Source organism: Rickettsia sp. MEAM1 (Bemisia tabaci) (genome assembly GCF_002285905.1).
Lineage (GTDB): Bacteria > Pseudomonadota > Alphaproteobacteria > Rickettsiales > Rickettsiaceae > Rickettsia.
In genome coordinates this window covers 357,063-383,373 of sequence record NZ_CP016305.1, presented here as the reverse complement: position 1 = coordinate 383,373, position 26,311 = coordinate 357,063, and the positions used below count along the sequence as shown (strand labels likewise).

Here is a 26,311-nt window from a genome sequence, read left to right as displayed (position 1 = left end):
CCGTCAAGTTAAGGGAGGTATAAATTAAGTATTGAGCAATTACAGGGAATGATTTATAGAATAGCAGTAACAATTTATCCTAGATTTTACCGCTATGCATATTACTCAAGCCCCGAATAGACATCGTTTTCCAGCAAGCATTATTAGCCATACAGTATGGTTATATCATCGCTTTAATAATAGTTACCGAGATGTTCAAGAGCAGATGGCTTATCGAGGTATTATATTAAGTCATGAGACGGCACCGTCAAGTTAAGGGAGGTATAAATTAAGTATTGAGCAATTACAGGGAATGATTTATAGAATAGCAGTAACAATTTATCCTAGATTTTACCGCTATGCATATTACTCAAGCCCCGAATAGACATCGTTTTCCAGCAAGCATTATTAGCCATACAGTATGGTTATATCATCGCTTTAATAATAGTTACCGAGATGTTCAAGAGCAGATGGCTTATCGAGGTATTATATTAAGTCATGAGACTGTAAGGTTTTGGTGTTATAAGTTTGTAGTTTATTTTCAAGATGTTATTAGTAAGAGAGAGCGAAAGCCAACTGATAAATGGCATTTGGATGAGATGAATATCAAGATCAAAGGTGAAGTATTCATATTATGGAGAGCTGTTGACTCTGAGGGACATGAATTAGAAGTATTACTGCAGAAGCGTCGTAACAAGAAATCAGCTATTCGCTTTTTATCAAGATTATTGGGTAATTATCCATGTCCAAGGGTTATTGTGACTGATAAGCTAAAAAGCTACATTAAACCAGTTAGGTATATGTGTCCTAGGACTAAGCATCGTACCGATAAAAGACTAAATAATCGGATTGAGAATGCCCATCAGCCAACTAGGAGAAAAGAGAAGATACTGATTAAATTTAAGCATCCTAATTCAGCACAATGTACATTATCACTGATGGGAAAAGTCAGAAATATATTTGCTGTAAATGTTGGAAGATATACTAAAACAGCATCTGAGCAAAGAATTGCATTTGCGTCCGCTAAATCCATTTGGGATGAAGCTACTCAAAGACTTCTTGCTGTCTGAAATCTAAAAATATAGTACTTTGTGACACTAATTTACTTAACTTGACGGTGCCCTTGAGTAATATGCATAGCGGTAAAATCTAGGATAAATTGTTACTGCTATTCTATAAATCATTCCCTGTAATTGCTCAATACTTAATTTATACCTCCCTTAACTTGACGGTGCCCTTCTAACTTATTATTATATTCTCTACCCTTAAATCTATCCATAGATCCATCTGAATGGCAGCAGGATGTGCCAATGTTAGCAGAACATTCAGACTAGACAAATCATATTATGTTATTTATTCTTGATTAGTGGAGTTTTATATATAGTAGTGTCATCCCGTGGTGGTATTGCCTGCGTGGATTAAAAAATGTCCTATATGTCATTCCTGCGAAAGCAGGAATCCAGGAAAAAAAGCATAAATACAGCAAATTTTTAAAATTAAAAGCTCAATTTATCTCGCTTTATATTGGATTCCTGCTTTCGCAGGAATGACATAGAAGCCACGGGATGACAGATACATAATCTCCTAACCAACAAATAAACAGAGTTATATCGTGCAGTATAGATTATTAGGGTTGCTTTTAATAATAAGTTTTTCATATTTTGTTCAGGCAGAGTTGCCAAATAAAGAAGATAATTTTAAAGTTAGAGTGGCTATTGTTGATGTTCAATCGATTTTAGAAGGGTCAATGGCTATAAAAAATTTGCGTAATAAAGTTGAAAAAATTAATCAAAAAATTCAAGAAGATATTAACACAAAAGAAGCAGAATTTAAGCCTATGGAAGAAAGAGTGATGAAAGAACGTTCTTCTTTAAGTGAAGATGAGTTTGAAAAGAAAGTAAGCGAATTTTATGAAAAAGTTACTGAAGTAAAAAAAGAAATTCAGAGTAAAAAAGCAAGACTTGAGCAAGCTCATGCTGAAGCTATGAGTAAAATTCATGAATTAACGATTACAATAATTAGTGAGCTTGCAGAAAAATATAGCGTTAATTTAGTCATTCCAAGTGCTCAAATTTTATATGCAAAAGATAATTTAAATATAACTTCTGAAGTAACTTTTATATTGAATGAGAGATTAAAAGAAGTCCAAATCAATTATAATTATTAATAAGTATCAATATGGCAGAATTTACACCGATTACAATTGCATATGGGGATGGTATAGGTCCTGAAATAATGGAAGCCGTGCTTTATATATTACGTAAAGCTGAAGCACGAATCCGTTTAGAGACTATAGAAGTAGGGGAAAAACTCTATGTAAAGCACTATAGTTCAGGTATAAGTGAACAAAGTTGGGAGTCGATAGAACGTACCAGAATTATACTTAAAGCTCCGATTACTACGCCGCAAGGAGGAGGATATAAAAGCCTAAATGTTACGATTCGTAAGACGTTACAGCTTTTTGCTAATATTCGCCCCTCTGTTTCGTTTTATCCATTTACCAAAACTCAGCATCCAAATCTAAACCTAACTATCATACGTGAGAATGAGGAAGATTTATATGCCAGTATAGAATACCGCCAGACGCATAATATGTATGAGTCGGTTAAGCTTATTAGCCGTACCGGTTGCGAGAAAATTATCAGATATGCCTTTGAGTATGCGGTAAAAAATAATCGTAAAAAAGTTACTTGTTTAAGTAAGGATAATATCATGAAATTTTCCGATGGGATTTTTCATAAAGTATTTAATGAAATTGCCAAAGAATATCCGCAAATCAATAATGAGCATTATATTATCGATATCGGCACTGCAAGGCTTGCGACCAAACCAGAAATATTTGACGTTATCGTAACTTCTAATCTTTATGGCGATATCATTTCTGATGTAGCTGCTGAAATTTCAGGCTCGGTAGGCTTAGCTGGTTCTGCCAATATCGGAGAGCATTATGCAATGTTTGAAGCAGTACACGGAAGTGCTCCTGATATTGCAGGTCAAGACATCGCAAACCCATCAGGGCTATTAAATGCTGCTATAATGATGTTAGTGCATATAGGGCAGGGTGATATTGCCACTCTAATCGAAAATGCTTGGAAGAAGAATATAGAAGACGGCATGCATACGGCAGATATATATAATAAAGACCATTCTACTAAAAAGGTCGGCACAAAAGAATTTGCTGAAGAGGTAGTAAAAAGGCTAGGTCAGAAGCCAGAGAAATTAGCTAAAGCAGATTATCCGTTAGTTACTAAAAAGCAGAAAAGTAATACCACATATAAAATTAATACTAAAGAATCGAAAAAATTAGTCGGCACGGATATATTTGTAGGTATGAATGTTGCTTCTGCTCATGATATAGCTGATAAGGTAAATAAGCTTGATATTGGTAATTTTGAGCTGAAAACAATCTCTTCTAAAGGACTGAAATTATGGCCTCGTGATACAAGATTCGAGACCATATCCGATCATTGGTGTTGTCGTTTTATGGCTAAAGATGGAAAAGAATTAAAGCATTTAGATATAACAAAATTACTTGAGACCTTAAGCAAGGCAAATATCGACTTCATCAAAGTAGAAAACCTTTTTGAGTTTGATGGAGCAGCTGGCTATAGCTTAGCACAGGGGGAGTAAAATTAACCTTGTCATACCGCGACTTGTCCAGCACCGTCATTGCGAGCGACTGCAGGCTTTGTTGTATGGCTTGGAAAATGCCTTATATGTCATTCCCGCAAAAGCGGGAATCCAGAAAAAAAGTATAAACACAACAAGTTTCTAAAGCTAAAAGCTCGCTTTGTCTCGCTTTATGCTGGATTCCCGCCTACGCGGGAATGACATAGAATAAAAACTGTCCGGTACTATAGGAGGCACCGTCAAGTTAAGGGAGGTATAAATTAAGTATTGAGCAATTACAGGGAATGATTTATAGAATAGCAGTAACAATTTATCCTAGATTTTACCGCTATGCATATTACTCAAGCCCCGAATAGACATCGTTTTCCAGCAAGCATTATTAGCCATACAGTATGGTTATATCATCGCTTTAATAATAGTTACCGAGATGTTCAAGAGCAGATGGCTTATCGAGGTATTATATTAAGTCATGAGACTGTAAGGTTTTGGTGTTATAAGTTTGTAGTTTATTTTCAAGATGTTATTAGTAAGAGAGAGCGAAAGCCAACTGATAAATGGCATTTGGATGAGATGAATATCAAGATCAAAGGTGAAGTATTCATATTATGGAGAGCTGTTGACTCTGAGGGACATGAATTAGAAGTATTACTGCAGAAGCGTCGTAACAAGAAATCAGCTATTCGCTTTTTATCAAGATTATTGGGTAATTATCCATGTCCAAGGGTTATTGTGACTGATAAGCTAAAAAGCTACATTAAACCAGTTAGGTATATGTGTCCTAGGACTAAGCATCGTACCGATAAAAGACTAAATAATCGGATTGAGAATGCCCATCAGCCAACTAGGAGAAAAGAGAAGATACTGATTAAATTTAAGCATCCTAATTCAGCACAATGTACATTATCACTGATGGGAAAAGTCAGAAATATATTTGCTGTAAATGTTGGAAGATATACTAAAACAGCATCTGAGCAAAGAATTGCATTTGCGTCCGCTAAATCCATTTGGGATGAACCTACTCAAAGACTTCTTGCTGTCTGAAATCTAAAAATATAGTACTTTGTGACACTAATTTACTTAACTTGACGGTGCCGGTTATTCATGCATAGGTCTTGTTCCAACCATGTCATCCCGTGGTGGATAAATAAAATTAAAAGAGATAATGAAATGAGTGTAGTTTATAAGGTGGAAAATTTGGAAGATGCACGAGATTTTTTATCTTCTGCACAAGGTGAGTATATATTAACAAATTCTGAAAGCAGTGTAAAATATTATGGTATGTTAGTAGTTGATCATATGCTTGAAACTTTACAAAAAGAATTTCCTAAAAAAGTTATAGATGTTATTGTGAATGTTGACGATGACCATGCAGCTTTATTTACTGCAATAAAACTAAATTATAAAAATATAGTATATACGGCACCGTCAAGTTAAGGGAGGTATAAATTAAGTATTGAGCAATTACAGGGAATGATTTATAGAATAGCAGTAACAATTTATCCTAGATTTTACCGCTATGCATATTACTCAAGCCCCGAATAGACATCGTTTTCCAGCAAGCATTATTAGCCATACAGTATGGTTATATCATCGCTTTAATAATAGTTACCGAGATGTTCAAGAGCAGATGGCTTATCGAGGTATTATATTAAGTCATGAGACTGTAAGGTTTTGGTGTTATAAGTTTGTAGTTTATTTTCAAGATGTTATTAGTAAGAGAGAGCGAAAGCCAACTGATAAATGGCATTTGGATGAGATGAATATCAAGATCAAAGGTGAAGTATTCATATTATGGAGAGCTGTTGACTCTGAGGGACATGAATTAGAAGTATTACTGCAGAAGCGTCGTAACAAGAAATCAGCTATTCGCTTTTTATCAAGATTATTGGGTAATTATCCATGTCCAAGGGTTATTGTGACTGATAAGCTAAAAAGCTACATTAAACCAGTTAGGTATATGTGTCCTAGGACTAAGCATCGTACCGATAAAAGACTAAATAATCGGATTGAGAATGCCCATCAGCCAACTAGGAGAAAAGAGAAGATACTGATTAAATTTAAGCATCCTAATTCAGCACAATGTACATTATCACTGATGGGAAAAGTCAGAAATATATTTGCTGTAAATGTTGGAAGATATACTAAAACAGCATCTGAGCAAAGAATTGCATTTGCGTCCGCTAAATCCATTTGGGATGAAGCTACTCAAAGACTTCTTGCTGTCTGAAATCTAAAAATATAGTACTTTGTGACACTAATTTACTTAACTTGACGGTGCCGTGCCGATGCACTACCTAGTATTAGAAATTTCTTAATTTGAATAATCAGCAAGAATACGTAAATAAGGGAAAAGTTCTGGCTGCCTTTGAATTTCATCGATAACTATTAATCCATCTAGTGGGTCTAGAGTTGCTTTAGGATTTTTAAGTTGATCTAAATGGGATGGATCTTCTAAGTCAAAAAAATAATTTTTATCATTAAGTTGTTTGATAGCTATGTGCTAAGGTAGTTTTCCCGCACTGTCTTGGTCCAAGAATGGCACATATAGGGAATATATCAAAAGAGTCTTTGATATATTCTAAGTAATAACTTCTTTCTATCATCCTTGCAATTTCATAGTGTGACTTTGAATTTACAATATAACTATAACAAAATAATTACAAGATTTTTAGTCTAATTCATCAATTTTATCATATAATTTTTCTAAATGATGCTTTACTAGACGTAATATTTTTGCTTCAGGGCTAAGGTTTTTGATAGCCCATTTTTTAATCCAAGGTTCGGCAAGTTGCCACATATTAACGTTTTCGTCTAATTGTCTGCCTATCCCTTCAACCATTATTAAAGTTTTTTGTAACAACAATAAATCCGGTTGCACTTCCATGCCAAAATCTTCAGTGATTTTAAATAGATGAGCAAGTAACTTACCAACTGAAATATTCTTAGTAGGCATACCTACGACTGGTTCGGTAACAGCTCTGCAACTTTGGGCAAATAAATCTAAATCGGTATTAATAGGAACGTAACCAGCTCTTAGATGTACTTTGGCAACTAATTTATAATCACGGCTTAAAAAACCAAATAAGCTTTCAGCAATAGCTAAACGATCTTTTTCTTTTAGCCTGCCCATAATACCAAAATCAAGTAAAATTAGCCTACCTTGTTTATCTACTAAAATATTTCCTGGGTGTAAATCAGCGTGGAAAAAGCCGTCTCTATAAGCTTGGTTAAAAAATATTACAGCAAAGTTTTGGGCTATTTTTGCCGGCTCTAAATCCATTTCTTTTAATAGCAGAGTATCATATATGGAAGTTCCATCTAACCACTGCGTAGTTAGTATGTTTTCTGATGTTAAATCCCAATATATTTTAGGAATTATTACGTTATGATCTTTTCGCATATTATTAGCAAGCTCTGAAGCAGCAGCAGCCTCTAGGCGTAAATCAAGCTCAAATTTCATAGTTTCATGAAATTTATCAACTACTTTAAGAGGTTTTAGCCTTTTTGCTTTAGAAAATTTTGAGGCAATTTTTGCAAGGAAATATAATAGCCTAATGTCTCTGTTATATTTTTTATGAATATCAGGACGTAATATTTTTACCGCTATATAGTCGCCTGTTGCGAGCTGTGCCTTATGCACCTGCGAGATTGATGCAGCAGCTATAGGCGAGTCATTGAAGTGGCTGAATATTGTTGTCATCCCGCTTCCCTCTATGTCATTCCCGCTTCCCCCTATGTCATTCCCGCGGAGGCGGGAATCCAGTAATTTTTTTTCTAGATCCCCGTTTTCACGGGGATGACATAAAAATTCCCTCTCTATTATCCCCCTAGCCACCTTACTATCAAATGGTGGTAATTTATCCTGCAACAATCTTAAGTAATCTGCAATTTGTATTCCTACTAAATCGGGTCTAGTGGAAAGCGTTTGCCCAAATTTTATATAAATCGGTCCAAGGCTGCTTAAAGTGTCTATTAAGCGTTTGCCGTAATCTTCTTTTGATTTTCTAAATAACGATAATGGAGCAAAAAATAATGCTAATATATAGCCAATAAATCTAATATCTTTAGGTATTTTAACATTAGAAGTATTAGTCAAAATTTGCTTTTTGCTAATGATATGAAAAATACGTAATAAATTAAAAAAATTACAAATCATAACTTATATGCACTATGAATGACAACAATGCCGCCGCTTAGGTTTTTATAGTTAATTTCTTCAAAGCCTGCCTCTTTAATCATTATTCTAAACTCGTCTTGCGATGGAAATAAATCTATACTCTCGACTAAATAGTCATAGGCTTCTTTATTGCCGGTAATTATTTGACCGATTTTAGGGATAACATTAAACGAATAGAATTTGTAGAAATCTTGTAATAAACTTTCTTTTACCTTGGAAAATTCAAGACAGACAAATTTACCCATAGGTTTTAAAACTCTATAAGCTTCTTTTAGAGCTTTATTAATATCAGGAACGTTTCGAATCCCAAATGCAATGGTATAATAGTCAAAGCTATTATCAGGAAATGGCAATTCTTCAGCACTTGCTACAGTAAATTTAAGATTCTGAAATAGGTTTAGATCAATTGATTTTTTCTTAGCCTGCCTTAGCATCTCTTCATTGATATCGCTTAAAGTTAAAGAGATATTACTACCCCTATCTTTCGCTTTTTTAGCAAGCTTCAAAGCAATATCACCGCTACCGCTAGCAACATCTAATATATTAGAGTTAAGATTGGGGATTTGTCTAATAAACTCATCTTTCCATAAGCGATGCATTCCAAAGCTCATAAGATCATTCATTAAGTCATATTTATCAGCAACGTTAGAAAAGATATTATTAACAAGCGGCTGCTTGTCTGCTATATCGATTTTTTTAAATCCAAAATTTGTTTGGTTCATTTTGTTTATATGTTATATGGAATTTTTATATCTGGAGCTTGAGCAGGAAAATCTTTTGTATTTCTAGTGATTAGTAAACTATTGCTGTACTTAGCAGTTGCCCATATTATAGCATCAGGTAGTTTAATTTTATGTTCTTTTCTGATACCTACAGTAACTTCTGCAATTTCCTCATTTAAATTAATTATGGTAAAGTTATCTAAAAATTCCCTTATCATTTCTTGATTATCTTTTGAAGCACCAACTAATATTTCCATTTTAGTAATTATACTAATTTGAGGATTCTTGTATAATTTAAGTTCCTTATAAGTTAATAAATTGCCAGACAAATAATCTATTAGTATATTAGTATCAAATACTGCTTTCATTTATTCCATTCATCCCGTAATTTAGCTTGATATTCTAAACTATCTAATTTCATATCTTTCCATATACCAAAAGCAGATTCATAGCTTTTATTGTTTTTAGTATTATCAGCAATATAATCAGTTAGAGCTTGTCTTACAATTTGAGCACGGGATATTTTCTTTTTTTTAGATAGTTGATCTAAAATTTTAATTTGTGTATCTGGTATATCAATAATAGTTCGCATAATAGTTTTCATTATGTATATTCAATTAAATATAGTATAAACATAAAATTATTAAAATAATAGTAAAAATGCCAGAACTTCCTGAAGTAGAAACTTTGAAAAACTCTCTAGAAAGTAAATTAATAGGGCTTGTTATAAAAAAAGTGGAGTTTAAAAGAGATAATCTACGTTATAAATTATCTGCTGATTTAGCCGAGCAAATCGTAAATACGAATATAATAAATGTTAGGCGTCGTGCTAAATATTTAATAATCGACTTTAATAATAATTATTCTTTAATAGTTCACTTAGGTATGAGCTGCAGGTTTACTTTGCAACCCGCAGGCTACGAAGCCAAAAAACATGATCATGTAGTTTTTAACTTAAGTAATAATGAAAAGCTGATTTTTAACGATACTCGAAGATTTGGGATGATTTACAGCTTTCATACAGAGCTTTTAGAGAAAGATTTTTTTGCTAATCTAGCGTTAGAACCTCTATCTGATTTATTTGAGCTTCAATATTTAAAAAGTAAGCTAATTAATAAAAAAGTGCCGATAAAAAATTTACTCATGGATAATAGAATTGTCGTTGGAGTCGGCAATATTTATGCTTCTGAAAGTCTTCATTTAGCTAAAATTCATCCTGATAAATTCGGAAAAGATTTAAACGATGATGAGATAAAGAATTTAATTGCAGCAGTTAAGAATGTTCTATCTAAAGCTATAATTGCTGGTGGCACTACCCTTAAAGATTTTGTTAATGGCGATAATAAACCAGGTTATTTTACTCAGCAACTTGACGGTGCCCTTTTCATTTGGCGTTTTTATTAGTTCTACTTTTTGGGAAGATGGTATTTTTGCCGGCACTATTTTTGGAGTAGGCGGGGCTTTTGTTGTTGTTTTTTGTGGAGTTTGAAGCCAATTGAACATACCTATATCCTTATCAGATTCTATAATTTTTAATACTTTGTTAAAAATGAGCTATGGGAAGAATCTAGATAAGAAGATTTAATAATGCAATAAATATTTAACCAATGATATAAATTAATGATTTAAGGATAATTTGGGAAATATAAGGATTGGTATAGGATAAAGGGGAATAATAAAGGGCTTTAATAATTAGCAATAATTACTACTTATAATTATAACAGAATGTTTAAGGAATTTTTATTAAGATGTAAAAATAGAAAAGATTTTAGCTAAAATTAATAATTGCTCTAGCTGTCTAAACAGTATTTATATATTCTTAATTTTATCTTAGAAAAAATTTTAAGTAATTTATAAACTTATGGTTTATTGTAAAGACCAAGAGTGGAAAAGGGGATTTAGTAAATTTAGTATTTGCTAACCTTTTTTTAAACGGCGAAAAGCTTGATTTTAAGCTACGTTCGCCATTCGATACGTTTATAAATATACCAAAAAGTAATGAATGGTGGGTGATAGTGGACTCGAACCACCGACCTTTACGATGTCAACGTAATGCTCTAACCAACTGAGCTAATCACCCTTGTAAATGTTAAGTTCTATATTTATTGTATAATATAGTAGATTTCAAGCTTTATTTACATTATTTATAGTATTTTATTATCTATTCTACAAATTTTTTATGACAAACTTAAAACCTAAAGCTTTAGACTTTACTCAAAATTTTGTTATTGCACTTGATGGTCCTGCTGCTTCCGGTAAAGGTACTATTGGGTTTATGCTGGCTGAAAAATTTTCTTTAAAATATGTTCAATCAAGTATTGTTTATAGGCAGCTTGCTTTTAATTGCATTAAAGAAAAAATAGACATTACAGATATCAATAAAGTAATTTCCTTGTCTAAAGAAATAGATATTACAGATAAGTTTGACTTAGAGGATGAAAATATAGGAGGCGTTGCTTCACAAATTGCCGTAATAGCTGAGGTAAGAGATAATCTAAATAAGCATTTAGTAAAGTTAATTAATATTACACCTCGAATTCTTATGGAGGGTAGAGATATAGGGACAATAGTTGCACCTAATGCCGATTTTAAAATATTTATAACCGCAAACCCTGAGGTTAGAGCTGAGAGGCGATATAAACAGTTGCAAGCTAAAGGGAAAGCATGTATACTTGACGAGATTTTACAACAGATAATTCTGCGTGATAAAAGAGATAAAGAGCGAGAAGTAGCACCTTTATTACCGGCTTTGGATGCATTAATTATTGATACTTCCAAGCTTTCACCCTTATCGGTTGTAGAACAAATAACACAATATTATATTAAAAGAATAAAATAACTTGGTGCTTATAGTTTATTTTATTTAGAGGATGTTTTTCCAAACTCGCTTATAGATAGAAATGTCATCTAGTTGCTTGACCATGGGGAGCATTGTCCGCCTGGATCGTTTCTCCCTGTCACCCCGTGATTTATTCACGGGGTCCAGCTAAAAAATACTAATAATATTAGTATTTTTTATTATTTTCTGGATGCCGTGGTCAAGCCACGGCATGACACCGAGTATGCTTTTCGATCCACCCAGGCAATGCCATCACGGGATGATAGTGATATTTGGAAAATATCTTTTTTATTAACCCTTTAAAAAGATTATCTATTAGTTCAGCACCACTAATATTTACGAGAAAAATATGACAACAAAATTAAAACAAAGATTCGTTCCACAACTTGCAGCAGTTAATCATGAATTTGAAGATGATTTTTCTAAAATGCTTGAAACTGTTGATATGAGTCATATAAAACCTGGAACAGTAGTAAAAGGTCAAGTAGTTGATATTAATAAAGTAGTGGTTGTTGACGTTGGATTAAAAAATGAAGGTAGAATACCTAAATCTGAATTTTTATTATCACCGGCACATAAATTACCTGAGATTGGTGATTTAGTCGATGTTTATATTGAAAAAACTGAAGGACATAGCGGCAAAACACTAAGCCGTGAGAAAGCGATAAAAGAAGAATTATGGGGTCAGTTAGAACTCATGTGTAGCAAAGGTGAGTTTGTTGATGGTACAATTTTTGGTCGTGTAAAAGGTGGTTTCACTGTTGATTTATCCGGTGTTGTAGCGTTTTTACCAGGAAGCCAAGTGGATGTTAGACCAATCAAAGATCCTAGCTCTATAATGAATATTAGACAGCCATTTAAGATCCTAAGCATGGATAAAAAGCTTGGTAACATAGTTGTTTCAAGAAGAGCTATATTAGAAGAATCACGTTCTGAAGCTAGAGACGAGATGCTATCTAAAATCAAAGAAGGAATGATCCTTGAGGGAACAGTAAAGAATATTACAGATTATGGTGCATTCATTGATCTTGGTAGTGTTGACGGCTTATTACACTTAACTGATATTTCTTGGGGTAGAGTTAACCACCCATCAGAAGTGCTAGAATTTAATCAGAAAGTTAAAGTAATGGTTATTAAGTTTAACGAAGAGACAAAAAGAATATCTCTTGGTATGAAACAACTTGATTATAACCCATGGGAAAAAATTAAAGAAGAATTCCCTGTCGGTAAAAAAATGACTGGAAAAGTCACAAATTTTGCTGATTATGGTGTGTTTATTGAATTAAAGGATGGTTTAGAAGGGCTTGTTCACTCAAGTGAAATTAGTTGGCTTAAATCTAATCAAAATCCTAGAAAGACCCTTACCATAGGTCAAGAAGTAGAATTCATGGTGTTAGAAGTTGATACAGAAAAACATCGTGTTTCTTTAAGTATTAAGCAATGCCAGCAAAATCCTTTAATAAAATTTGCTGAAACTAATCCTGTTGGAACAGTGATCAAAGCTCCAATTAGAAACATTACTGATTTTGGAATCTTTGTTGCACTTAGCGACAATTTAGACGGTATGATTCATGAGGGTGATATTACTTGGGAAGATAATGGCAATGAGTTACTTAAAACATACAAAAAAGGTGACAAAGTAGATTGTAAAGTTCTAACAATCAATATTGAAAAAGAACAAATTAGTCTAGGTATCAAGCAATTAACTCCTAATCCATATCAAGGAATTGCTGATGAATATAAAAAAGGAACAGTAGTTAAAGCTGTTGTAACAGCAATCAAAGACGATGGATTGGAAGTATTAGTAAACGATAAAGCAGCAGGATTTATTAAAAAATCTGATTTATCAGATGAAAAAGAAGAACAAAAGCCTGAAATGTTTGCAGTAGATCAAGAAATCGAAGCAAAAGTCGCTTCTATCGAAAAGTCAACCAATAAAATTTTATTATCAATAAAAGCCCATAAAATAGCAGAGCGTCAAAAAGCTCTTAAAGAATATGGCTCTAGCGATAATACAACCAATATGGGTGACATACTTGCTAATGCTTTAGAAGATAGTAAGAAGTAGGATTGTTAGTCAATCTCCTTGGTGTTATCCCGTGGCTTATCCACGGGATGCATTGTTGCGTAGATCGAGAGTCGTCATTGCGAGCGAATAAAATGAGCGTGGCAATCTAGAAAAAATAATAAAAAATGCTATAAATTAGCATTTTTTAACTGGATTGCTTTGTCAATGTACTTCGTAATTTCCTCGCAATGACGGAAAAACTGATCCACGCGGGCAACGCCTCCACGGGATGATACATATCATTCCAACAAAAACTTTAAGGAAAAATATCCAATGTCCTACGTACCGATAGTAATTGAACAAACCTCTAGGGGTGAGCGTGCTTATGATATATATTCAAGGTTATTAAAAGAACGGATAATTTTTGTATGTGGTCCTATTGAAGACCATATGGCAAATTTAATTACTGCTCAATTATTGTTCCTTGAGGCAGAAAATCCGGAAAAAGATATATATATGTATATAAACTCTCCTGGAGGAGTCGTAACAGCTGGTCTTGCAATTTATGACACGATGCAATATATCAAGCCTAAAGTAGCTACTCTTTGTATCGGTCAAGCTTGTTCTATGGGGTCATTTTTACTTTGTGGTGGTGAAAAAGGAATGAGATATAGCCTGCCGCATAGCCGTGTTATGATCCACCAACCATCCGGAGGTTATCGAGGTCAGGCAACAGATATAGAAATTCATGCTCAAGAAACATTGAAAATCAAAAAAATCCTTAATAGTTTATATAGTAAACATACTGGGCAAGATGTGAAACATGTTGAGAAAAGCATGGAACGTGATAATTTCATGTCACCTGAAGAAGCCAAAAAATTCGGCATAATCGATAAAATAATTACACACAGAGATATTAAGTTATTAAAAGATAAGGAACAAGGTAAGTAGCAAATCGTCATTGCGAGGAGCGTAGCGGCGAAGCAATCTTAGGATGTTTGACGAGATTGACGTGTCAGTGCTTTGCATCCACAAAGTTGTTGTGTGGATCGGTTTTCCAATTGTCATCCCGTGATTTATTCTATAGTACTGGACAGTTTTAAAAAAGAGTTATATGAGTCTATCATATATTTTGTGTAAGTTGTAAAGCAACAGAGAAAGAAATACTGTTAAAATACAACTAGAACAAAGGTAAAAAATATGGCTAAGAAAATAGAAGCTGGTGTTAGAAGTGCAGATATAAATAATAAGTTAGTAGAGGAAATATTATCCCAATCTAATCCTAAAGAGTTATTTGGAAAGGATGGATTGTTTCAGCAATTAAAGAAGAGATTAGTAGAGAGAATACTAGAGGACGAGCTAAGTCATGAATTAGGTTATTCGAGGCATAGCAAGGCATCAAAGCAAGATAGCAATCGTCGTAATGGTACGAGCGAAAAGACAGTAATAGATGACAGTGGTCAAAAGATAGTACTTGATATTCCAAGAGATAGAGACAATAGTTTTGAGCCTCAATTAATTCCTAAGGGAGTTAGAAGATTCACTGGATTTGATGATAGCGTTATTTCACTTTATGCAAGAGGTATGACCATGAGTGAGATTCAATCCCATTTAGAGGAAATGTATCATACAGAAGTATCTAAGGAGCTTATCTCGACTATTACAGATGGAGTTATGGAAGAGGTAATAATATGGCAAGCCCGAGCATTAGATAGAATATACCCAATTGTATATTTAGATTGCATCATGGTAAAAGCAAGAGATAATAATATAGTTATAAATAAGGCTGTTTACCTTGTTATTGGTATAAATATAGAAGGCAAGAAAGAGCTTTTGGGTATTTGGATTAGCAAGAATGAGGGGTCAAAGTTTTGGATGCAGGTTGTAAGCGAATTAAAGAACCGAGGTGTAGAACAAATTTATGTAGCATGTGTTGACGGTCTTAAAGGTTTTAGAGATGCAATAAACAGTGTTTTCCCAAATACCATAGTACAACTTTGTATAGTACATATGGTACGTAATTCTTTAAAGTACGTTTCTTACAAAAATCTTAAAGAAGTAGCAGCTGACTTAAAACAAATCTATACAGCAAATAATGAGAATATGGCTAATTTAGCATTAGAAGAGTTTGCTAAAAAATGGGATAGTAAATACCCAGTTATTTCTGATATATGGATACGTAATTGGAGTGGTATAGTACCTTTCTTTGCGTTCCCTAAAGAGATTAGAAAGGTAATCTATACTACCAATACGATAGAATCGGTAAATAGACAAATCCGTAAAATTATCAAAAATAAAGGGGTTTTCCCAGATGATAAATCTATCACAAAAATTGTCTACTTAGCTCTTAAACATGCTGCAAAAAAGTGGACCATGCCTATTAAAGAATGGTCTCTTGCTTTGAATCAATTTGAGATACTATGTGGAAATTTTAAATATGAATTATTAGAAAATGATTTTTAACAATTTACACAAAAATTATGATTGACTCCACTCTCTAAATTTTTATGCTGCTTGTGAATTTTGTTGCATAAAAAAAAGCGTCACTAATTTGGCTTCTGTGAGTGGTTGAGGTTAGCAAATCGTACTACTTACCTCCATCATTCCAAATTTCTCATTTATTTGTAGTATACTACAGATACTTTAAAAGCTGGAAGTCAAATAAATGGTAGTAGATAACTAGGTTAGCAAAGGCAAATCCCGAAGTTCGACGTACCAAATTTTAAAGTATCAAAGGTATATATCACAATAAATTTTTTATTTGGATTTGTTCTAATTTTTCTTCTTTTTCTAGCTTATTTAAAAAATCCTTATAGAAATTATTCGTAATATATACTAGCTCCATGTTCGAGTTATCTTCAGATGATTCAAGTATTACTAAGCAATCATCATTTCTAAAAGTAGCCATTTTTCCACTTTCTTGTTCTATTACATTATCTACCAAAATATATTTATCTTTCAAAATCTTATAAAATTCTTCAAATTTATTTTTATCTATAGTTAAAATTACTGCTTCTATTATATTAAAATCATTACATATTACTAAAGCTTGAGATGTGTATTTTTCATTAGGTTCTATAAAATAATTATGACCTTGCCAATAATTAAGTTCCTTTCCAGTAATTGTATATTTTTTTATTAAATCTGAAGCGGTAGCTTTATTTAGCTCAAGCCCAAGCGGGGTAGGATTAGAATAAGAATTTAAGGATACAAATATGGTAATAAAGTATAATAAGTTTTTTATAAACATATGAAAACCTTAGTGAATTAGATCGGGGAATAGGTAAGACTATTTTTTATAAATTGATATCCGTACATTATTAATATCATAATATTTATAATTTTTCAATTAAAACTTAATATTAAAAATCTTTACAAAATTTAGTGAAAAAAGATAAAATCTAATATATTATAGATAATTATATCTTTAGCTCATTACATGGTAATTTTTAGTATAGTTTTTTTTAAAACCGTTTCAGTGTTATTAAGTGTAGTAATCGGGTTTTTAGCGGGTAAATACTCAAATGTTGAAAGAGATAGCATCTCTTCTTTATTATTCTATTTTATATCACCTATAGTATTCTTTACTATTCCTGCTAGCACAACTTTGACATTTTCAGCATTAAGTGTTACAGTTGTAACCTTTGTAATTGCGACATTGTTGTCATTATTTTCTTACTATTTTTTCGGTAAATTTTGGCAGGATCATACACGTAATATTATAGCTTTGTCTGCTGGTACAGCAAATGGGGGATATTTCATGTTGCCTATAGCTACTGCACTTTTTGATGATTATACGCTAAGTATTTATATGATGGCAGTGATAGGCGTTAATATTTACGAGTGTTCGGTAGGCTTTTATATTTGCATGCGAAGCTTTGCAAACACTACTGATAGTATATTGAAAGTAGTAAAATTGCCAATTTTGAATGCATTTTTCCTAGGTTGTTTATTTAGTTTTTGCGGTTTTACTTTACCTGATTTCTTGGATGATTTTATATATAATATGAAAGGTTCTTTTTCTATACTTGGTATGGTTATGGTAGGACTTGCTCTTTCATCACTTCAAAAATTTGAAGTGGATATAAAATTTACTCTTGCTACTTTTGCTGCTAAATTCTTATTTTATCCTTTAGGGGTAGGGCTATTTATCATGTTTGATCATTTTGTAACAAAATGGTATAATAATGATTATTATAATGCGTTAAAGCTACTTTCTACAGCACCCTTAGCTGCAAATACCATAGTTATAGCAAATTTACAAAAATTTTATCCTGAAAAGGTCGCTGCCACCGTGTTTTTATCGCTACTTTTTGTAGTAGTATATATGCCGACAATGGTCAGTATATTTTTAAGTGATTTAAATTAGTAGGTTTATATGAAAATTAACTCAATTAAAATTGGTCCATATATTAACTTTCTTCCTCTTCAATATATACCAAAACATAAAATCTCTTATGTAGAATTTGGTGATCCTCAAAATAAAAACGTAATAATATGTGCTCATGGTTTAACAAGAAATGCTCATGATTTTGATAAAATAGCTAAAGAATTAAGTAAAGATTATAGAGTAATTTCCCTAAGCTATCCTGGTCGTGGTGATAGTGAAAATTTAAAAAAAACCAGCCATTATAACTATACCACTTATATCAAAGATACATTGCTATTTTTAAATAAGTTAAAGATAAAAAAACCTATTTGGCTAGGTACTTCAATGGGGGGAATTATAGGTATGGTACTTGCTAGTAGATTTAAAAATATATTTAAAGCTTTAATATTAAATGATATAGGAGCGTTTATTGATGCCGAACCTTTGATCAAAATTGGAACTTATGCTAAAAAAACGGTAATATTGGATGATTTAGCAAGTGCAAAAGAACACATGAAACTTATTTACGGACAGGCAGGTATCAAGAATGAAGAAGATTGGGATTATTTAACAAAATATAGCGTCATTTCTACGTTTGGCGGAAAATATAAGATGAATTATGATCCTGCTATAACAAAAGGCATGAAAAATGTCAAAAGCCAAAAAGATGTAGATTTATGGTCTATATGGAATAAAATAAAATGTAAAATTTTACTGATTCATGGCATTAAATCTCAAGTTCTAACAAAATCTACTGTTGAAAAAATGCAAAAAACAAAAAATTTTGATCTTTACGAAATTAAATATGCAGGTCATACTCCCTCCTTAACAAATTCTAATGAAATTGAACATATAAAATCTTGGTTAGAAAAATTATACAAAGAAGATAAATTAAATTATGAGAATTACTAATAAAGTACTAATAATCGGTTCAGGTCCTGCTGGTTTAAGTGCTGCTATTTATGCAGCAAGGGCATCTTTAAACCCAATATTAATTAATGGTATTCAGCCTGGTGGTCAGCTTACTATTACCACTGATGTTGAGAATTATCCAGGATTTGCAGAAAGCGTACAAGGACCTTGGCTAATGGAACAGATGCGTATGCAGGCTGAAAATGTCGGCACTAAAATTGTTAACGATTATGTTGAGAAAGTGGATTTATCACAAAGACCTTTTAAAATATCTACAGGATCTGGAACAGAGTACGAAGCTGAAAGCATAATTATTTGTACTGGTGCGGAAGCAAGATGGCTTGGTATTCCTACAGAGCAAGAATTTATGGGATTTGGGGTGTCAGCTTGTGCTACTTGTGATGGTTTCTTTTTCAAAAATCAGGAAGTAGTAGTAGTTGGTGGGGGTAATAGTGCTGTTGAAGAGGCTTTATATCTGACCAATCACGCAAGCAAAGTTACTATAGTACATAGACGAGATAGTTTTAGAGCTGAGAAAATATTACAAGAGCGGCTATTTAAAAATCCTAAAATATCTGTGATTTGGGATCATGTAGTAGAAGAGATTGTTGGTAATAATAACCCAAAATCCGTTACTAGCGTTAAAATTCAAAATGTTCATACTAAAGAGACAAGCTTAGTAAATTGTAGCGGCGTATTTGTAGCTATCGGGCATAAACCAAATACTGCTTTATTTGCAGGACAAGTTACAATGGATAGCGATAATTATATTATTACTGAACCTGATAGCACTAAAACTAATATAGAGGGTGTTTTTGCTGCTGGTGATGTTCAAGATAAAATCTATAGGCAGGCTATAACCGCAGCAGGTACTGGCTGTATGGCTGCCCTTGAAGCAGAGAAATTTTTGAATAAGTGATGTGTTCCCGTGACTGTAAATAGGTTGTTGCATAGTTCTGATGTCATTCCCGCATGAGCCTTGCCTGCGTGGATCAAAAAACATGATCGGTGTCATCCTGTGGCGGCATTGTTGCGTGGATCAATTTTTCCTCTGTCATCCCGTGCACTTGTAGCGGGATCCAGCTTAAAATACTGAAATTATTAGTATTAAAGGCACCGTCAAGTTAAGGGAGGTATAAATTAAGTATTGAGCAATTACAGGGAATGATTTATAGAATAGCAGTAACAATTTATCCTAGATTTTACCGCTATGCATATTACTCAAGCCCCGAATAGACATCGTTTTCCAGCAAGCATTATTAGCCATACAGTATGGTTATATCATCGCTTTAATAATAGTTACCGAGATGTTCAAGAGCAGATGGCTTATCGAGGTATTATATTAAGTCATGAGACTGTAAGGTTTTGGTGTTATAAGTTTGTAGTTTATTTTCAAGATGTTATTAGTAAGAGAGAGCGAAAGCCAACTGATAAATGGCATTTGGATGAGATGAATATCAAGATCAAAGGTGAAGTATTCATATTATGGAGAGCTGTTGACTCTGAGGGACATGAATTAGAAGTATTACTGCAGAAGCGTCGTAACAAGAAATCAGCTATTCGCTTTTTATCAAGATTATTGGGTAATTATCCATGTCCAAGGGTTATTGTGACTGATAAGCTAAAAAGCTACATTAAACCAGTTAGGTATATGTGTCCTAGGACTAAGCATCGTACCGATAAAAGACTAAATAATCGGATTGAGAATGCCCATCAGCCAACTAGGAGAAAAGAGAAGATACTGATTAAATTTAAGCATCCTAATTCAGCACAATGTACATTATCACTGATGGGAAAAGTCAGAAATATATTTGCTGTAAATGTTGGAAGATATACTAAAACAGCATTTGAGCAAAGAATTGCATTTGCGTCCGCTAAATCCATTTGGGAGAGGGTGTCAGGAAGTTTGTGTAAGTTGTAAAAATAGTTAAGAATAAAAATAACATAAACAACTTACATGGAGCTAATATGAAGAACAATAACAAAGTATCAAATCCAGCTATAGAAAAATTAGTATCAGAAATACTATCACAAAGTGATCCATCTGAAATATTTGGTAAAGAAGGGATATTTCAGGGAATTAAAAAGCAGATAGTAAATAAGATTTTAGAGAAAGAAATGGAATCTCATATAGGTTATGAGAAACATTCTAAAAATGAGAAATACTCAGATAACAGACGTAATGGTAATTATGAAAAGACTCTAATAGATCCAGAAGGTCGTAAATTGACAGTAGAAGTGCCAAGGGATCGGGATGGAGAATTTGAACCTCAACTAATTCCAAAAGGAGTGCGTAAATTTGAAGGATTTGATGATAAAGTAATATCCTTATATGCTCGGGGAATGACCATTAGGGAAATACAAGGGCACTTAGAAGAACTATATGCCACCAAGGTATCATCTGAGTTAATATCAAAGGTAACTGATGGTATTTTAGAGGAAGTAACTGCTTGGCAGAATAGAGCACTTGATAATGTATATCCTATAATGTACTTAGATTGTATTCATGTTAAGGCAAGAGATAATCATGTAATAATAAATAAAGCGGTTTATCTAGCTATTGGAGTGAATATGGAGGGCAAGAAAGAGCTATTAGGAATTTGGATAGGCAAGAATGAAGGGTGTAAATTTTGGATGCAGGTAGTAACAGAACTGAAGAATCGAGGAGTTGCACAAATATATGTTGCATGTGTTGATGGTCTTAAGGGTTTTCCAGAGGCGATAAATAGCATTTTTCCAAAGACGATAGTGCAGTTGTGTATTGTTCATATGGTAAGAAATTCTGTAAAATACGTATCATACAAAGATCTAAAAGCGGTAACAGCTGATTTAAAAGCAGTTTATTCTGCAATAAATGAAGCAGAGGGATTAAGAGAATTACAAAACTTTGCCAAAAAATGGGATGAAAAATATCCAGTTATTTTTGACATATGGCAACGAAATTGGTCTGGCATAGCTCCATTTTTTAGCTTTCCGGAAGACATTAGGAAGGCGATTTACACTACTAATGCTATTGAATCCACTAACCGTCAAATTCGTAAAATTATTAAAAATAAAGGAGTATTTCCAGATGACAAATCGATTCAGAAAATAATCTTTTTGGCGTTGACAAATGCCTCTAAAAAATGGACAATGCCTATTAAGAATTGGGCGATGGCTTTAAATCAATTTGCTATACTTTGTGATACTAATTTACAAAATTGGGCAAATGGAGAAATCGTACTTACACAAAAAATCTGACAGACCCATTTGGGATGAAGCTACTCAAAGACTTCTTGCTGTCTGAAATCTAAAAATATAGTACTTTGTGACACTAATTTACTTAACTTGACGGTGCCGTTTAAATCTTTCATAAAAATTATTTATATAGTAATATTAATTAATTCAAATTTTTTAGGTTAGCAAATAGTCCTCTAGGGCTTAGCCCTAGAGGACTCGAACCTAAAGTTTATTAATAGAATTAAGGACTGTTTCTAAGATCATACTAGCTGCTACTGCATCATTATTATTACGCTCTTTTCGTTTAATACCGAATGATTTTAGAAAATTGTTTGCGGCTTTTGTAGTGAATCGTTCGTCTTGTAGATATATAGGTAAATTTATAGATTTTGTCAATTCTTCGGCAAATTTTATTACTATAGCTGATTGCTCTGTCTGCATTCCGCTCATATCAATCGGCAAGCCTATTACAATACCGCAAGCTTTATATTGTTCAATTTTCTCCAGCAAAGAGGCTATGATCGCTTTTTTACTTGCTTCAGTGATAATATTTAGCGGCATGGCTATATTACGTTCTTGATTAGATATAGCAATGCCTATTTTTTTGCTGCCGTAATCAATAGAGATAAGAGGTGCATTCGGTAATAAAAGCCGATAAAATTCTTGAAGATTATTTATGATCATGATAGGTTGTGTGTACAAAATTTACATAATTATTGTATTATATGCTAAAAAATATTCAGAAACATTTAGATATCAAATTAATTAAATTATCGGCAATTTTAGCCTTTATTTACTGCTTATTATTCAATAGTGCAATATTAATTTATAAATTTGATTACTATAAAGCAACAATCTTTAGAAGAATATTAGAGCTATCAAAAGATTTCTGCTATGTTTATATATTTTCTTTTATAGCATTTTTTGGTCTTAGCGTACATAGATTAGCATTAAAAATTGGTTCATGCTTTCTATTTATCACTTCTGCAATAGCTAGCTATTATATTTATTTCTTTAAAATAACCACTACTAAACAAGTAATTGGTAGTTTTTTCTCAACAGATTTAAACGAAGTTTATGAAATTACAAGTATTAAATTGATAATATGGATGATTTTTAGCTTATTTACTTGTCTTTACACACTCAAATCTTTTGCCACTTCTGATACTAAATCTTTTGTCACAAAATTATTATCCGCAGCGTGTTTACTTATCTTTTTATATAATATCATTACTCCATCTTTTAAAATATTAAAAAATTACTTTCCTGTTCAATATTTACATAATACTTATCTTAATTTTGCTGGAAGCCTAGAAGGTAAAAATTATGCTCGGCACCGTCAAGTTAAGTAAATTAGTGTCACAAAGTACTATATTTTTAGATTTCAGACAGCAAGAAGTCTTTGAGTAGCTTCATCCCAAATGGATTTAGCGGACGCAAATGCAATTCTTTGCTCAGATGCTGTTTTAGTATATCTTCCAACATTTACAGCAAATATATTTCTGACTTTTCCCATCAGTGATAATGTACATTGTGCTGAATTAGGATGCTTAAATTTAATCAGTATCTTCTCTTTTCTCCTAGTTGGCTGATGGGCATTCTCAATCCGATTATTTAGTCTTTTATCGGTACGATGGCACCGTCAAGTTAAGGGAGGTATAAATTAAGTATTGAGCAATTACAGGGAATGATTTATAGAATAGCAGTAACAATTTATCCTAGATTTTACCGCTATGCATATTACTCAAGCCCCGAATAGACATCGTTTTCCAGCAAGCATTATTAGCCATACAGTATGGTTATATCATCGCTTTAATAATAGTTACCGAGATGTTCAAGAGCAGATGGCTTATCGAGGTATTATATTAAGTCATGAGACTGTAAGGTTTTGGTGTTATAAGTTTGTAGTTTATTTTCAAGATGTTATTAGTAAGAGAGAGCGAAAGCCAACTGATAAATGGCATTTGGATGAGATGAATATCAAGATCAAAGGTGAAGTATTCATATTATGGAGAGCTGTTGACTCTGAGGGACATGAATTAGAAGTATTACTGCAGAAGCGTCGTAACAAGAAATCAGCTATTCGCTTTTTATCAAGATTATTGGGTAATTATCCATGTCCAAGGGTTATTGTGACTGATAAGCTAAAAAGCTACATTAAACCAGTTAGGTATATGTGTCCTAGGACTAAGCATCGTACCGATAAAAGACTAAATAATCGGATTGAGAATGCCCATCAGCCAACTAGGAGAAAAGAGAAGATACTGATTAAATTTAAGCATCCTAATTCAGCACAATGTACATTATCACTGATGGGAAAAGTCAGAAATATATTTGCTGTAAATGTTGGAAGATATACTAAAACAGCATCTGAGCAAAGAATTGCATTTGCGTCCGCTAAATCCATTTGGGATGAAGCTACTCAAAGACTTCTTGCTGTCTGAAATCTAAAAATATAGTACTTTGTGACACTAATTTACTTAACTTGACGGTGCCTATGGAACTCGTATACAACTTGCATAAAAAGCTCATGTCCTCTATAATGCTGGACATTACTTCTTTCATAAAGAGTAAAAGTTCGTAATGGTAGTAACTATAGTAGCAGTAATTTGAGAGATAATAGATTTGATATTAAAGACTTAGATTATTATAGGAAGATTCATAATGGCTTTAGAACATTAGCTGATAAATACCCGAAACGCATCAAAACAATTAAGGTAACGGCTTTAAGTACACCAATACTAACACATAAGATTATCACAAAATATTATAATGATTTAGATTTAGGATAGAAGAAGGTAAAATATGGCAACAGCAATACACGCACAACAAGCATTTGAGCATATCAAACAGGAAATAGTAGAGAATATCAATGGCGGCACTACAACTCATGATAGTACAGCTGAATCAATTAAGAGTAACCGCATATTATCATTATCTGGTGGTGGAGTGAAGGGGATAGCTGAGCTTGTGGTACTTGCTGAGATAGAGGAACGTACAGGCAAATCTATATCAGAGTTATTCCCGATCATTACAGGCACTAGTGTTGGCGGTCTTATTGGAGCATTGCTAACTATCCCAAAAGAGCAAGGCTCAAACATAGCTAAATATAGTGCAAAAGATGCTTTGAAGATATTTACAGACGCGGCACCAAAGATCTTTGAACATCATTGGTATGATGGAATAAAACAAATATTCACCCATAAACACAGTCAAGGACCATTAAAAGAAATATTAGAGCAGCATTTGGCAGAATTAAGATTAGATGATACGACATCTAGATTAATAATCCCTGTTACTGATTTAGCAAGTAAAGATACAGAGGTTAAGATATTTGATAGTCAGGATGATTATAGTCCGCATATCAGAGTTCAGGACGTGTTACTAGCGACCACTGCAGCACCTACATACTTTAAGCCTGTAACTAATAAAGAGTATATTAAAGGTTATGAGAATCAGGAGGAAGTACTTTATGCATATGCCGATGGAGGGCTTTGGGCTAATAGACCAGCATATGAGGCACTTAAGATATTAAAGCGCGGTCATAGTAGGGAAGAGAATGCCAAAATACTAGATAATACCATGGTATTATCACTTAACTTTGACAATGATCGTGAGGCTAGCAGCTCTATACCTAAGATAGGATTTGATGGAGTAATAGTATGGCTTGTTAAAGGCAAGTTAGTCAGTCGTTTAATGCAAAGCAGTGAAGATAGCTCCACAGCAGAGGTAAGAGTAGATTTACCGGGAGAAGATGAGTTTGTGGAAGTAAAGCTACCTATTACTAAAGAGACAAGTAGTCTAGATAATAGTAACCTTCAAAACATTGAAGCTTTAGTAGCGGTAGGTCTTAAATATATAGAGGATCACACGGAGCAATTACAAAAGCTATGTGATAATTTAGTAAAATATGTAGAGGTAGAGACTAAAGCTATGCCTTATGAAAAAGTTACAGAAGATACAGAGGTAGTAATAAAACTTGGCTTAGATTTAGATAATAGTAGCGATGATGCTACGGTTCAAGCCGTTATTACAGACGAAAATAGAGGGCAGATACTTGATGGTATCAAGCAATATCTATCATCATTTGCAAATGAAAATCCCGATTTAAAAGAAAACATAAGTCAGTATCTAACTGCTGTGAGTGATTATAGTAATCAGGAATTAGAGAAGCTAATACTAGATTTTGCAGAAAGCCAAAAGGTAGTAAAAGAAATGGAGCTACATGAGGCAGAGAGTGTGCTTGCTCCTTATATGAGCTGCGGACAGGAAGCTAATCAAGAGTCCATGGAACTTGAAGGGATAGATGACGAAGTACAAAGTCATGAGGTTTTGGCTTAAGGAATAAATTCTAAGCGTATTATGTAATGTTAGTAGATAGCTTGGATTTATTGCTTCCGAGAGTACATGATTTATTTTTATGTATAAACCACTTAAGAAATATGTTAAAACTTTT

Annotated in this window: 27 protein-coding genes, 1 tRNA gene and 4 pseudogenes; 21 read left to right on the top strand and 11 right to left on the bottom strand. The window is 33.1% G+C overall.

Annotated elements, in window-relative coordinates:
* Positions 1–94: 94 nt before the first annotated feature.
* The 4 genes from BA173_RS07660 to BA173_RS02020 all read left to right on the top strand — a co-directional run bounded on the left by BA173_RS07660 (position 95) and on the right by BA173_RS02020 (position 3,609).
* Positions 95–256 carry a hypothetical protein gene (locus BA173_RS07660; protein WP_157738045.1) on the top strand — a complete coding sequence of 54 codons (162 nt, stop codon included), beginning with the start codon at positions 95–97 and terminating at the stop codon, positions 254–256.
* An 82-nt stretch (positions 257–338) separates the two neighbouring features.
* Positions 339–1,049 (top strand): IS6 family transposase, encoded by a 711-nt coding sequence (locus BA173_RS02030; RefSeq protein ID WP_095568243.1) that lies wholly within the window; start codon positions 339–341, stop codon positions 1,047–1,049.
* A 542-nt stretch (positions 1,050–1,591) separates the two neighbouring features.
* Positions 1,592–2,146 (top strand): OmpH family outer membrane protein, encoded by a 555-nt coding sequence (locus tag BA173_RS02025; protein ID WP_016947707.1) that lies wholly within the window; start codon positions 1,592–1,594, stop codon positions 2,144–2,146.
* An 11-nt stretch (positions 2,147–2,157) separates the two neighbouring features.
* A complete protein-coding gene (locus BA173_RS02020) occupies positions 2,158–3,609 on the top strand; it encodes an NADP-dependent isocitrate dehydrogenase (RefSeq protein ID WP_016947708.1) in 1,452 nt (483 codons plus the stop codon).
* Positions 3,610–3,756: 147 nt separating this feature from the next.
* On the opposite strand, the gene BA173_RS07655 is transcribed toward BA173_RS02020, so the two are convergent.
* The gene (locus BA173_RS07655; protein ID WP_157738043.1) at positions 3,757–3,918 is read right to left on the bottom strand and encodes a hypothetical protein; all 162 of its coding nucleotides are present in this window, start codon (positions 3,916–3,918) and stop codon (positions 3,757–3,759) included.
* Positions 3,919–3,939: 21 nt separating this feature from the next.
* On the opposite strand from BA173_RS07655, the gene BA173_RS02015 reads away from it, so the two are divergent.
* From BA173_RS02015 to BA173_RS02005, 3 genes are all read left to right on the top strand, one after another.
* Positions 3,940–4,650, top strand: a complete 711-nt coding sequence (locus BA173_RS02015) for an IS6 family transposase (protein ID WP_095568266.1) — start codon at positions 3,940–3,942, stop codon at positions 4,648–4,650.
* A gap of 126 nt (positions 4,651–4,776) precedes the next feature.
* Positions 4,777–5,043 carry a hypothetical protein gene (locus BA173_RS02010; protein WP_068042217.1) on the top strand — a complete coding sequence of 89 codons (267 nt, stop codon included), beginning with the start codon at positions 4,777–4,779 and terminating at the stop codon, positions 5,041–5,043.
* Between the two features lie 82 nt (positions 5,044–5,125).
* Positions 5,126–5,836 carry an IS6 family transposase gene (locus BA173_RS02005; RefSeq protein WP_095568243.1) on the top strand — a complete coding sequence of 237 codons (711 nt, stop codon included), beginning with the start codon at positions 5,126–5,128 and terminating at the stop codon, positions 5,834–5,836.
* Positions 5,837–5,892: 56 nt separating this feature from the next.
* Here the strand turns inward: BA173_RS02005 and BA173_RS08890 are convergent.
* The 5 genes and pseudogenes from BA173_RS08890 to BA173_RS01980 all read right to left on the bottom strand — a co-directional run.
* A pseudogene (locus BA173_RS08890) lies at positions 5,893–6,212 on the bottom strand (AAA family ATPase); the annotation flags it as partial.
* Between the two features lie 65 nt (positions 6,213–6,277).
* Positions 6,278–7,765 carry a 2-polyprenylphenol 6-hydroxylase gene (gene ubiB, locus BA173_RS01995; RefSeq protein ID WP_068041614.1) on the bottom strand — a complete coding sequence of 496 codons (1,488 nt, stop codon included), beginning with the start codon at positions 7,763–7,765 and terminating at the stop codon, positions 6,278–6,280.
* Positions 7,762–8,508, bottom strand: a complete 747-nt coding sequence (ubiE, locus tag BA173_RS01990) for a bifunctional demethylmenaquinone methyltransferase/2-methoxy-6-polyprenyl-1,4-benzoquinol methylase UbiE (RefSeq protein ID WP_016948385.1) — start codon at positions 8,506–8,508, stop codon at positions 7,762–7,764. The genes ubiB and ubiE overlap by 4 nt, the downstream gene beginning before the upstream one ends.
* A 5-nt stretch (positions 8,509–8,513) precedes the next feature.
* Complete coding sequence (locus BA173_RS01985; protein ID WP_016948386.1) at positions 8,514–8,876, bottom strand: type II toxin-antitoxin system VapC family toxin; 363 nt, start codon at positions 8,874–8,876, stop codon at positions 8,514–8,516.
* Positions 8,873–9,100 carry a CopG family transcriptional regulator gene (locus BA173_RS01980; RefSeq protein ID WP_068041619.1) on the bottom strand — a complete coding sequence of 76 codons (228 nt, stop codon included), beginning with the start codon at positions 9,098–9,100 and terminating at the stop codon, positions 8,873–8,875. Before BA173_RS01980 ends, BA173_RS01985 begins: the two co-directional genes overlap by 4 nt.
* A 68-nt stretch (positions 9,101–9,168) precedes the next feature.
* Here BA173_RS01980 and mutM point away from each other — a divergent pair.
* A pseudogene (gene mutM / locus BA173_RS01975) lies at positions 9,169–9,879 on the top strand (bifunctional DNA-formamidopyrimidine glycosylase/DNA-(apurinic or apyrimidinic site) lyase); the annotation flags it as partial.
* A 632-nt stretch (positions 9,880–10,511) separates the two neighbouring features.
* Here mutM and BA173_RS01965 read toward each other — a convergent pair.
* Positions 10,512–10,588 (bottom strand) — tRNA-Val (locus BA173_RS01965).
* A 99-nt stretch (positions 10,589–10,687) separates the two neighbouring features.
* On the opposite strand from BA173_RS01965, the gene cmk reads away from it, so the two are divergent.
* Positions 10,688–11,347 carry a (d)CMP kinase gene (gene cmk / locus BA173_RS01960; protein WP_016948389.1) on the top strand — a complete coding sequence of 220 codons (660 nt, stop codon included), beginning with the start codon at positions 10,688–10,690 and terminating at the stop codon, positions 11,345–11,347.
* Between the two features lie 150 nt (positions 11,348–11,497).
* Here the strand turns inward: cmk and BA173_RS08960 are convergent.
* A pseudogene (locus tag BA173_RS08960) lies at positions 11,498–11,560 on the bottom strand (permease); the annotation flags it as partial.
* A gap of 136 nt (positions 11,561–11,696) precedes the next feature.
* Between BA173_RS08960 and BA173_RS01955 the strand changes: the two are divergent.
* From BA173_RS01955 to BA173_RS01945, 3 genes are all read left to right on the top strand, one after another.
* Positions 11,697–13,415 carry a 30S ribosomal protein S1 gene (locus BA173_RS01955; RefSeq protein ID WP_016948390.1) on the top strand — a complete coding sequence of 573 codons (1,719 nt, stop codon included), beginning with the start codon at positions 11,697–11,699 and terminating at the stop codon, positions 13,413–13,415.
* 273 nt (positions 13,416–13,688) lie between these two features.
* Positions 13,689–14,306 (top strand): ATP-dependent Clp endopeptidase proteolytic subunit ClpP, encoded by a 618-nt coding sequence (gene clpP, locus BA173_RS01950; RefSeq protein WP_016948391.1) that lies wholly within the window; start codon positions 13,689–13,691, stop codon positions 14,304–14,306.
* Positions 14,307–14,555: 249 nt separating this feature from the next.
* Positions 14,556–15,818, top strand: coding sequence for an IS256 family transposase (locus tag BA173_RS01945; protein WP_095568265.1), 1,263 nt, complete (start codon positions 14,556–14,558; stop codon positions 15,816–15,818).
* A 280-nt stretch (positions 15,819–16,098) separates the two neighbouring features.
* On the opposite strand, the gene BA173_RS01940 is transcribed toward BA173_RS01945, so the two are convergent.
* A complete protein-coding gene (locus tag BA173_RS01940) occupies positions 16,099–16,605 on the bottom strand; it encodes a hypothetical protein (protein ID WP_016948392.1) in 507 nt (168 codons plus the stop codon).
* Between the two features lie 189 nt (positions 16,606–16,794).
* On the opposite strand from BA173_RS01940, the gene BA173_RS01935 reads away from it, so the two are divergent.
* The 5 genes from BA173_RS01935 (at position 16,795) to BA173_RS01915 (ending at position 21,876) form a co-directional block, all read left to right on the top strand.
* Positions 16,795–17,724 (top strand): AEC family transporter, encoded by a 930-nt coding sequence (locus BA173_RS01935; RefSeq protein ID WP_016948393.1) that lies wholly within the window; start codon positions 16,795–16,797, stop codon positions 17,722–17,724.
* A gap of 9 nt (positions 17,725–17,733) precedes the next feature.
* On the top strand, positions 17,734–18,636 hold the full coding sequence (locus tag BA173_RS01930) for an alpha/beta fold hydrolase (protein WP_016948394.1): 903 nt from the start codon (positions 17,734–17,736) through the stop codon (positions 18,634–18,636).
* The gene (gene trxB / locus BA173_RS01925; protein WP_016948395.1) at positions 18,623–19,555 is read left to right on the top strand and encodes a thioredoxin-disulfide reductase; all 933 of its coding nucleotides are present in this window, start codon (positions 18,623–18,625) and stop codon (positions 19,553–19,555) included. The genes BA173_RS01930 and trxB overlap by 14 nt, the downstream gene beginning before the upstream one ends.
* A 291-nt stretch (positions 19,556–19,846) precedes the next feature.
* On the top strand, positions 19,847–20,557 hold the full coding sequence (locus tag BA173_RS01920; RefSeq protein ID WP_095568264.1) for an IS6 family transposase: 711 nt from the start codon (positions 19,847–19,849) through the stop codon (positions 20,555–20,557).
* Positions 20,558–20,604: 47 nt separating this feature from the next.
* Entirely contained in the window at positions 20,605–21,876 is a 1,272-nt protein-coding gene (locus BA173_RS01915) for an IS256 family transposase (protein ID WP_068042377.1), read from the top strand.
* 201 nt (positions 21,877–22,077) lie between these two features.
* Here the strand turns inward: BA173_RS01915 and ruvX are convergent, their stop codons facing one another.
* Positions 22,078–22,539, bottom strand: coding sequence for a Holliday junction resolvase RuvX (gene ruvX, locus BA173_RS01910; protein ID WP_016948396.1), 462 nt, complete (start codon positions 22,537–22,539; stop codon positions 22,078–22,080).
* 41 nt (positions 22,540–22,580) lie between these two features.
* Here ruvX and BA173_RS01905 point away from each other — a divergent pair.
* Positions 22,581–23,186: pseudogene (locus tag BA173_RS01905) on the top strand (phosphoethanolamine transferase domain-containing protein); the annotation flags it as partial.
* 53 nt (positions 23,187–23,239) lie between these two features.
* On the opposite strand, the gene BA173_RS08790 reads toward BA173_RS01905, so the two are convergent.
* Positions 23,240–23,371, bottom strand: a complete 132-nt coding sequence (locus BA173_RS08790; RefSeq protein ID WP_257789538.1) for a hypothetical protein — start codon at positions 23,369–23,371, stop codon at positions 23,240–23,242.
* Positions 23,372–23,588: 217 nt separating this feature from the next.
* Here BA173_RS08790 and BA173_RS01895 point away from each other — a divergent pair, with 217 nt between their 5' ends.
* From BA173_RS01895 to BA173_RS01885, 3 genes are all read left to right on the top strand, one after another.
* Positions 23,589–24,299 carry an IS6 family transposase gene (locus tag BA173_RS01895; protein ID WP_095568243.1) on the top strand — a complete coding sequence of 237 codons (711 nt, stop codon included), beginning with the start codon at positions 23,589–23,591 and terminating at the stop codon, positions 24,297–24,299.
* 165 nt (positions 24,300–24,464) lie between these two features.
* Positions 24,465–24,647: a hypothetical protein gene (locus tag BA173_RS01890; protein ID WP_068042348.1), complete on the top strand. Its 183-nt coding sequence runs from the start codon at positions 24,465–24,467 to the stop codon at positions 24,645–24,647.
* Positions 24,648–24,660: 13 nt separating this feature from the next.
* Positions 24,661–26,196, top strand: a complete 1,536-nt coding sequence (locus BA173_RS01885) for a patatin-like phospholipase family protein (RefSeq protein WP_068042346.1) — start codon at positions 24,661–24,663, stop codon at positions 26,194–26,196.
* Positions 26,197–26,311: the final 115 nt, after the last annotated feature.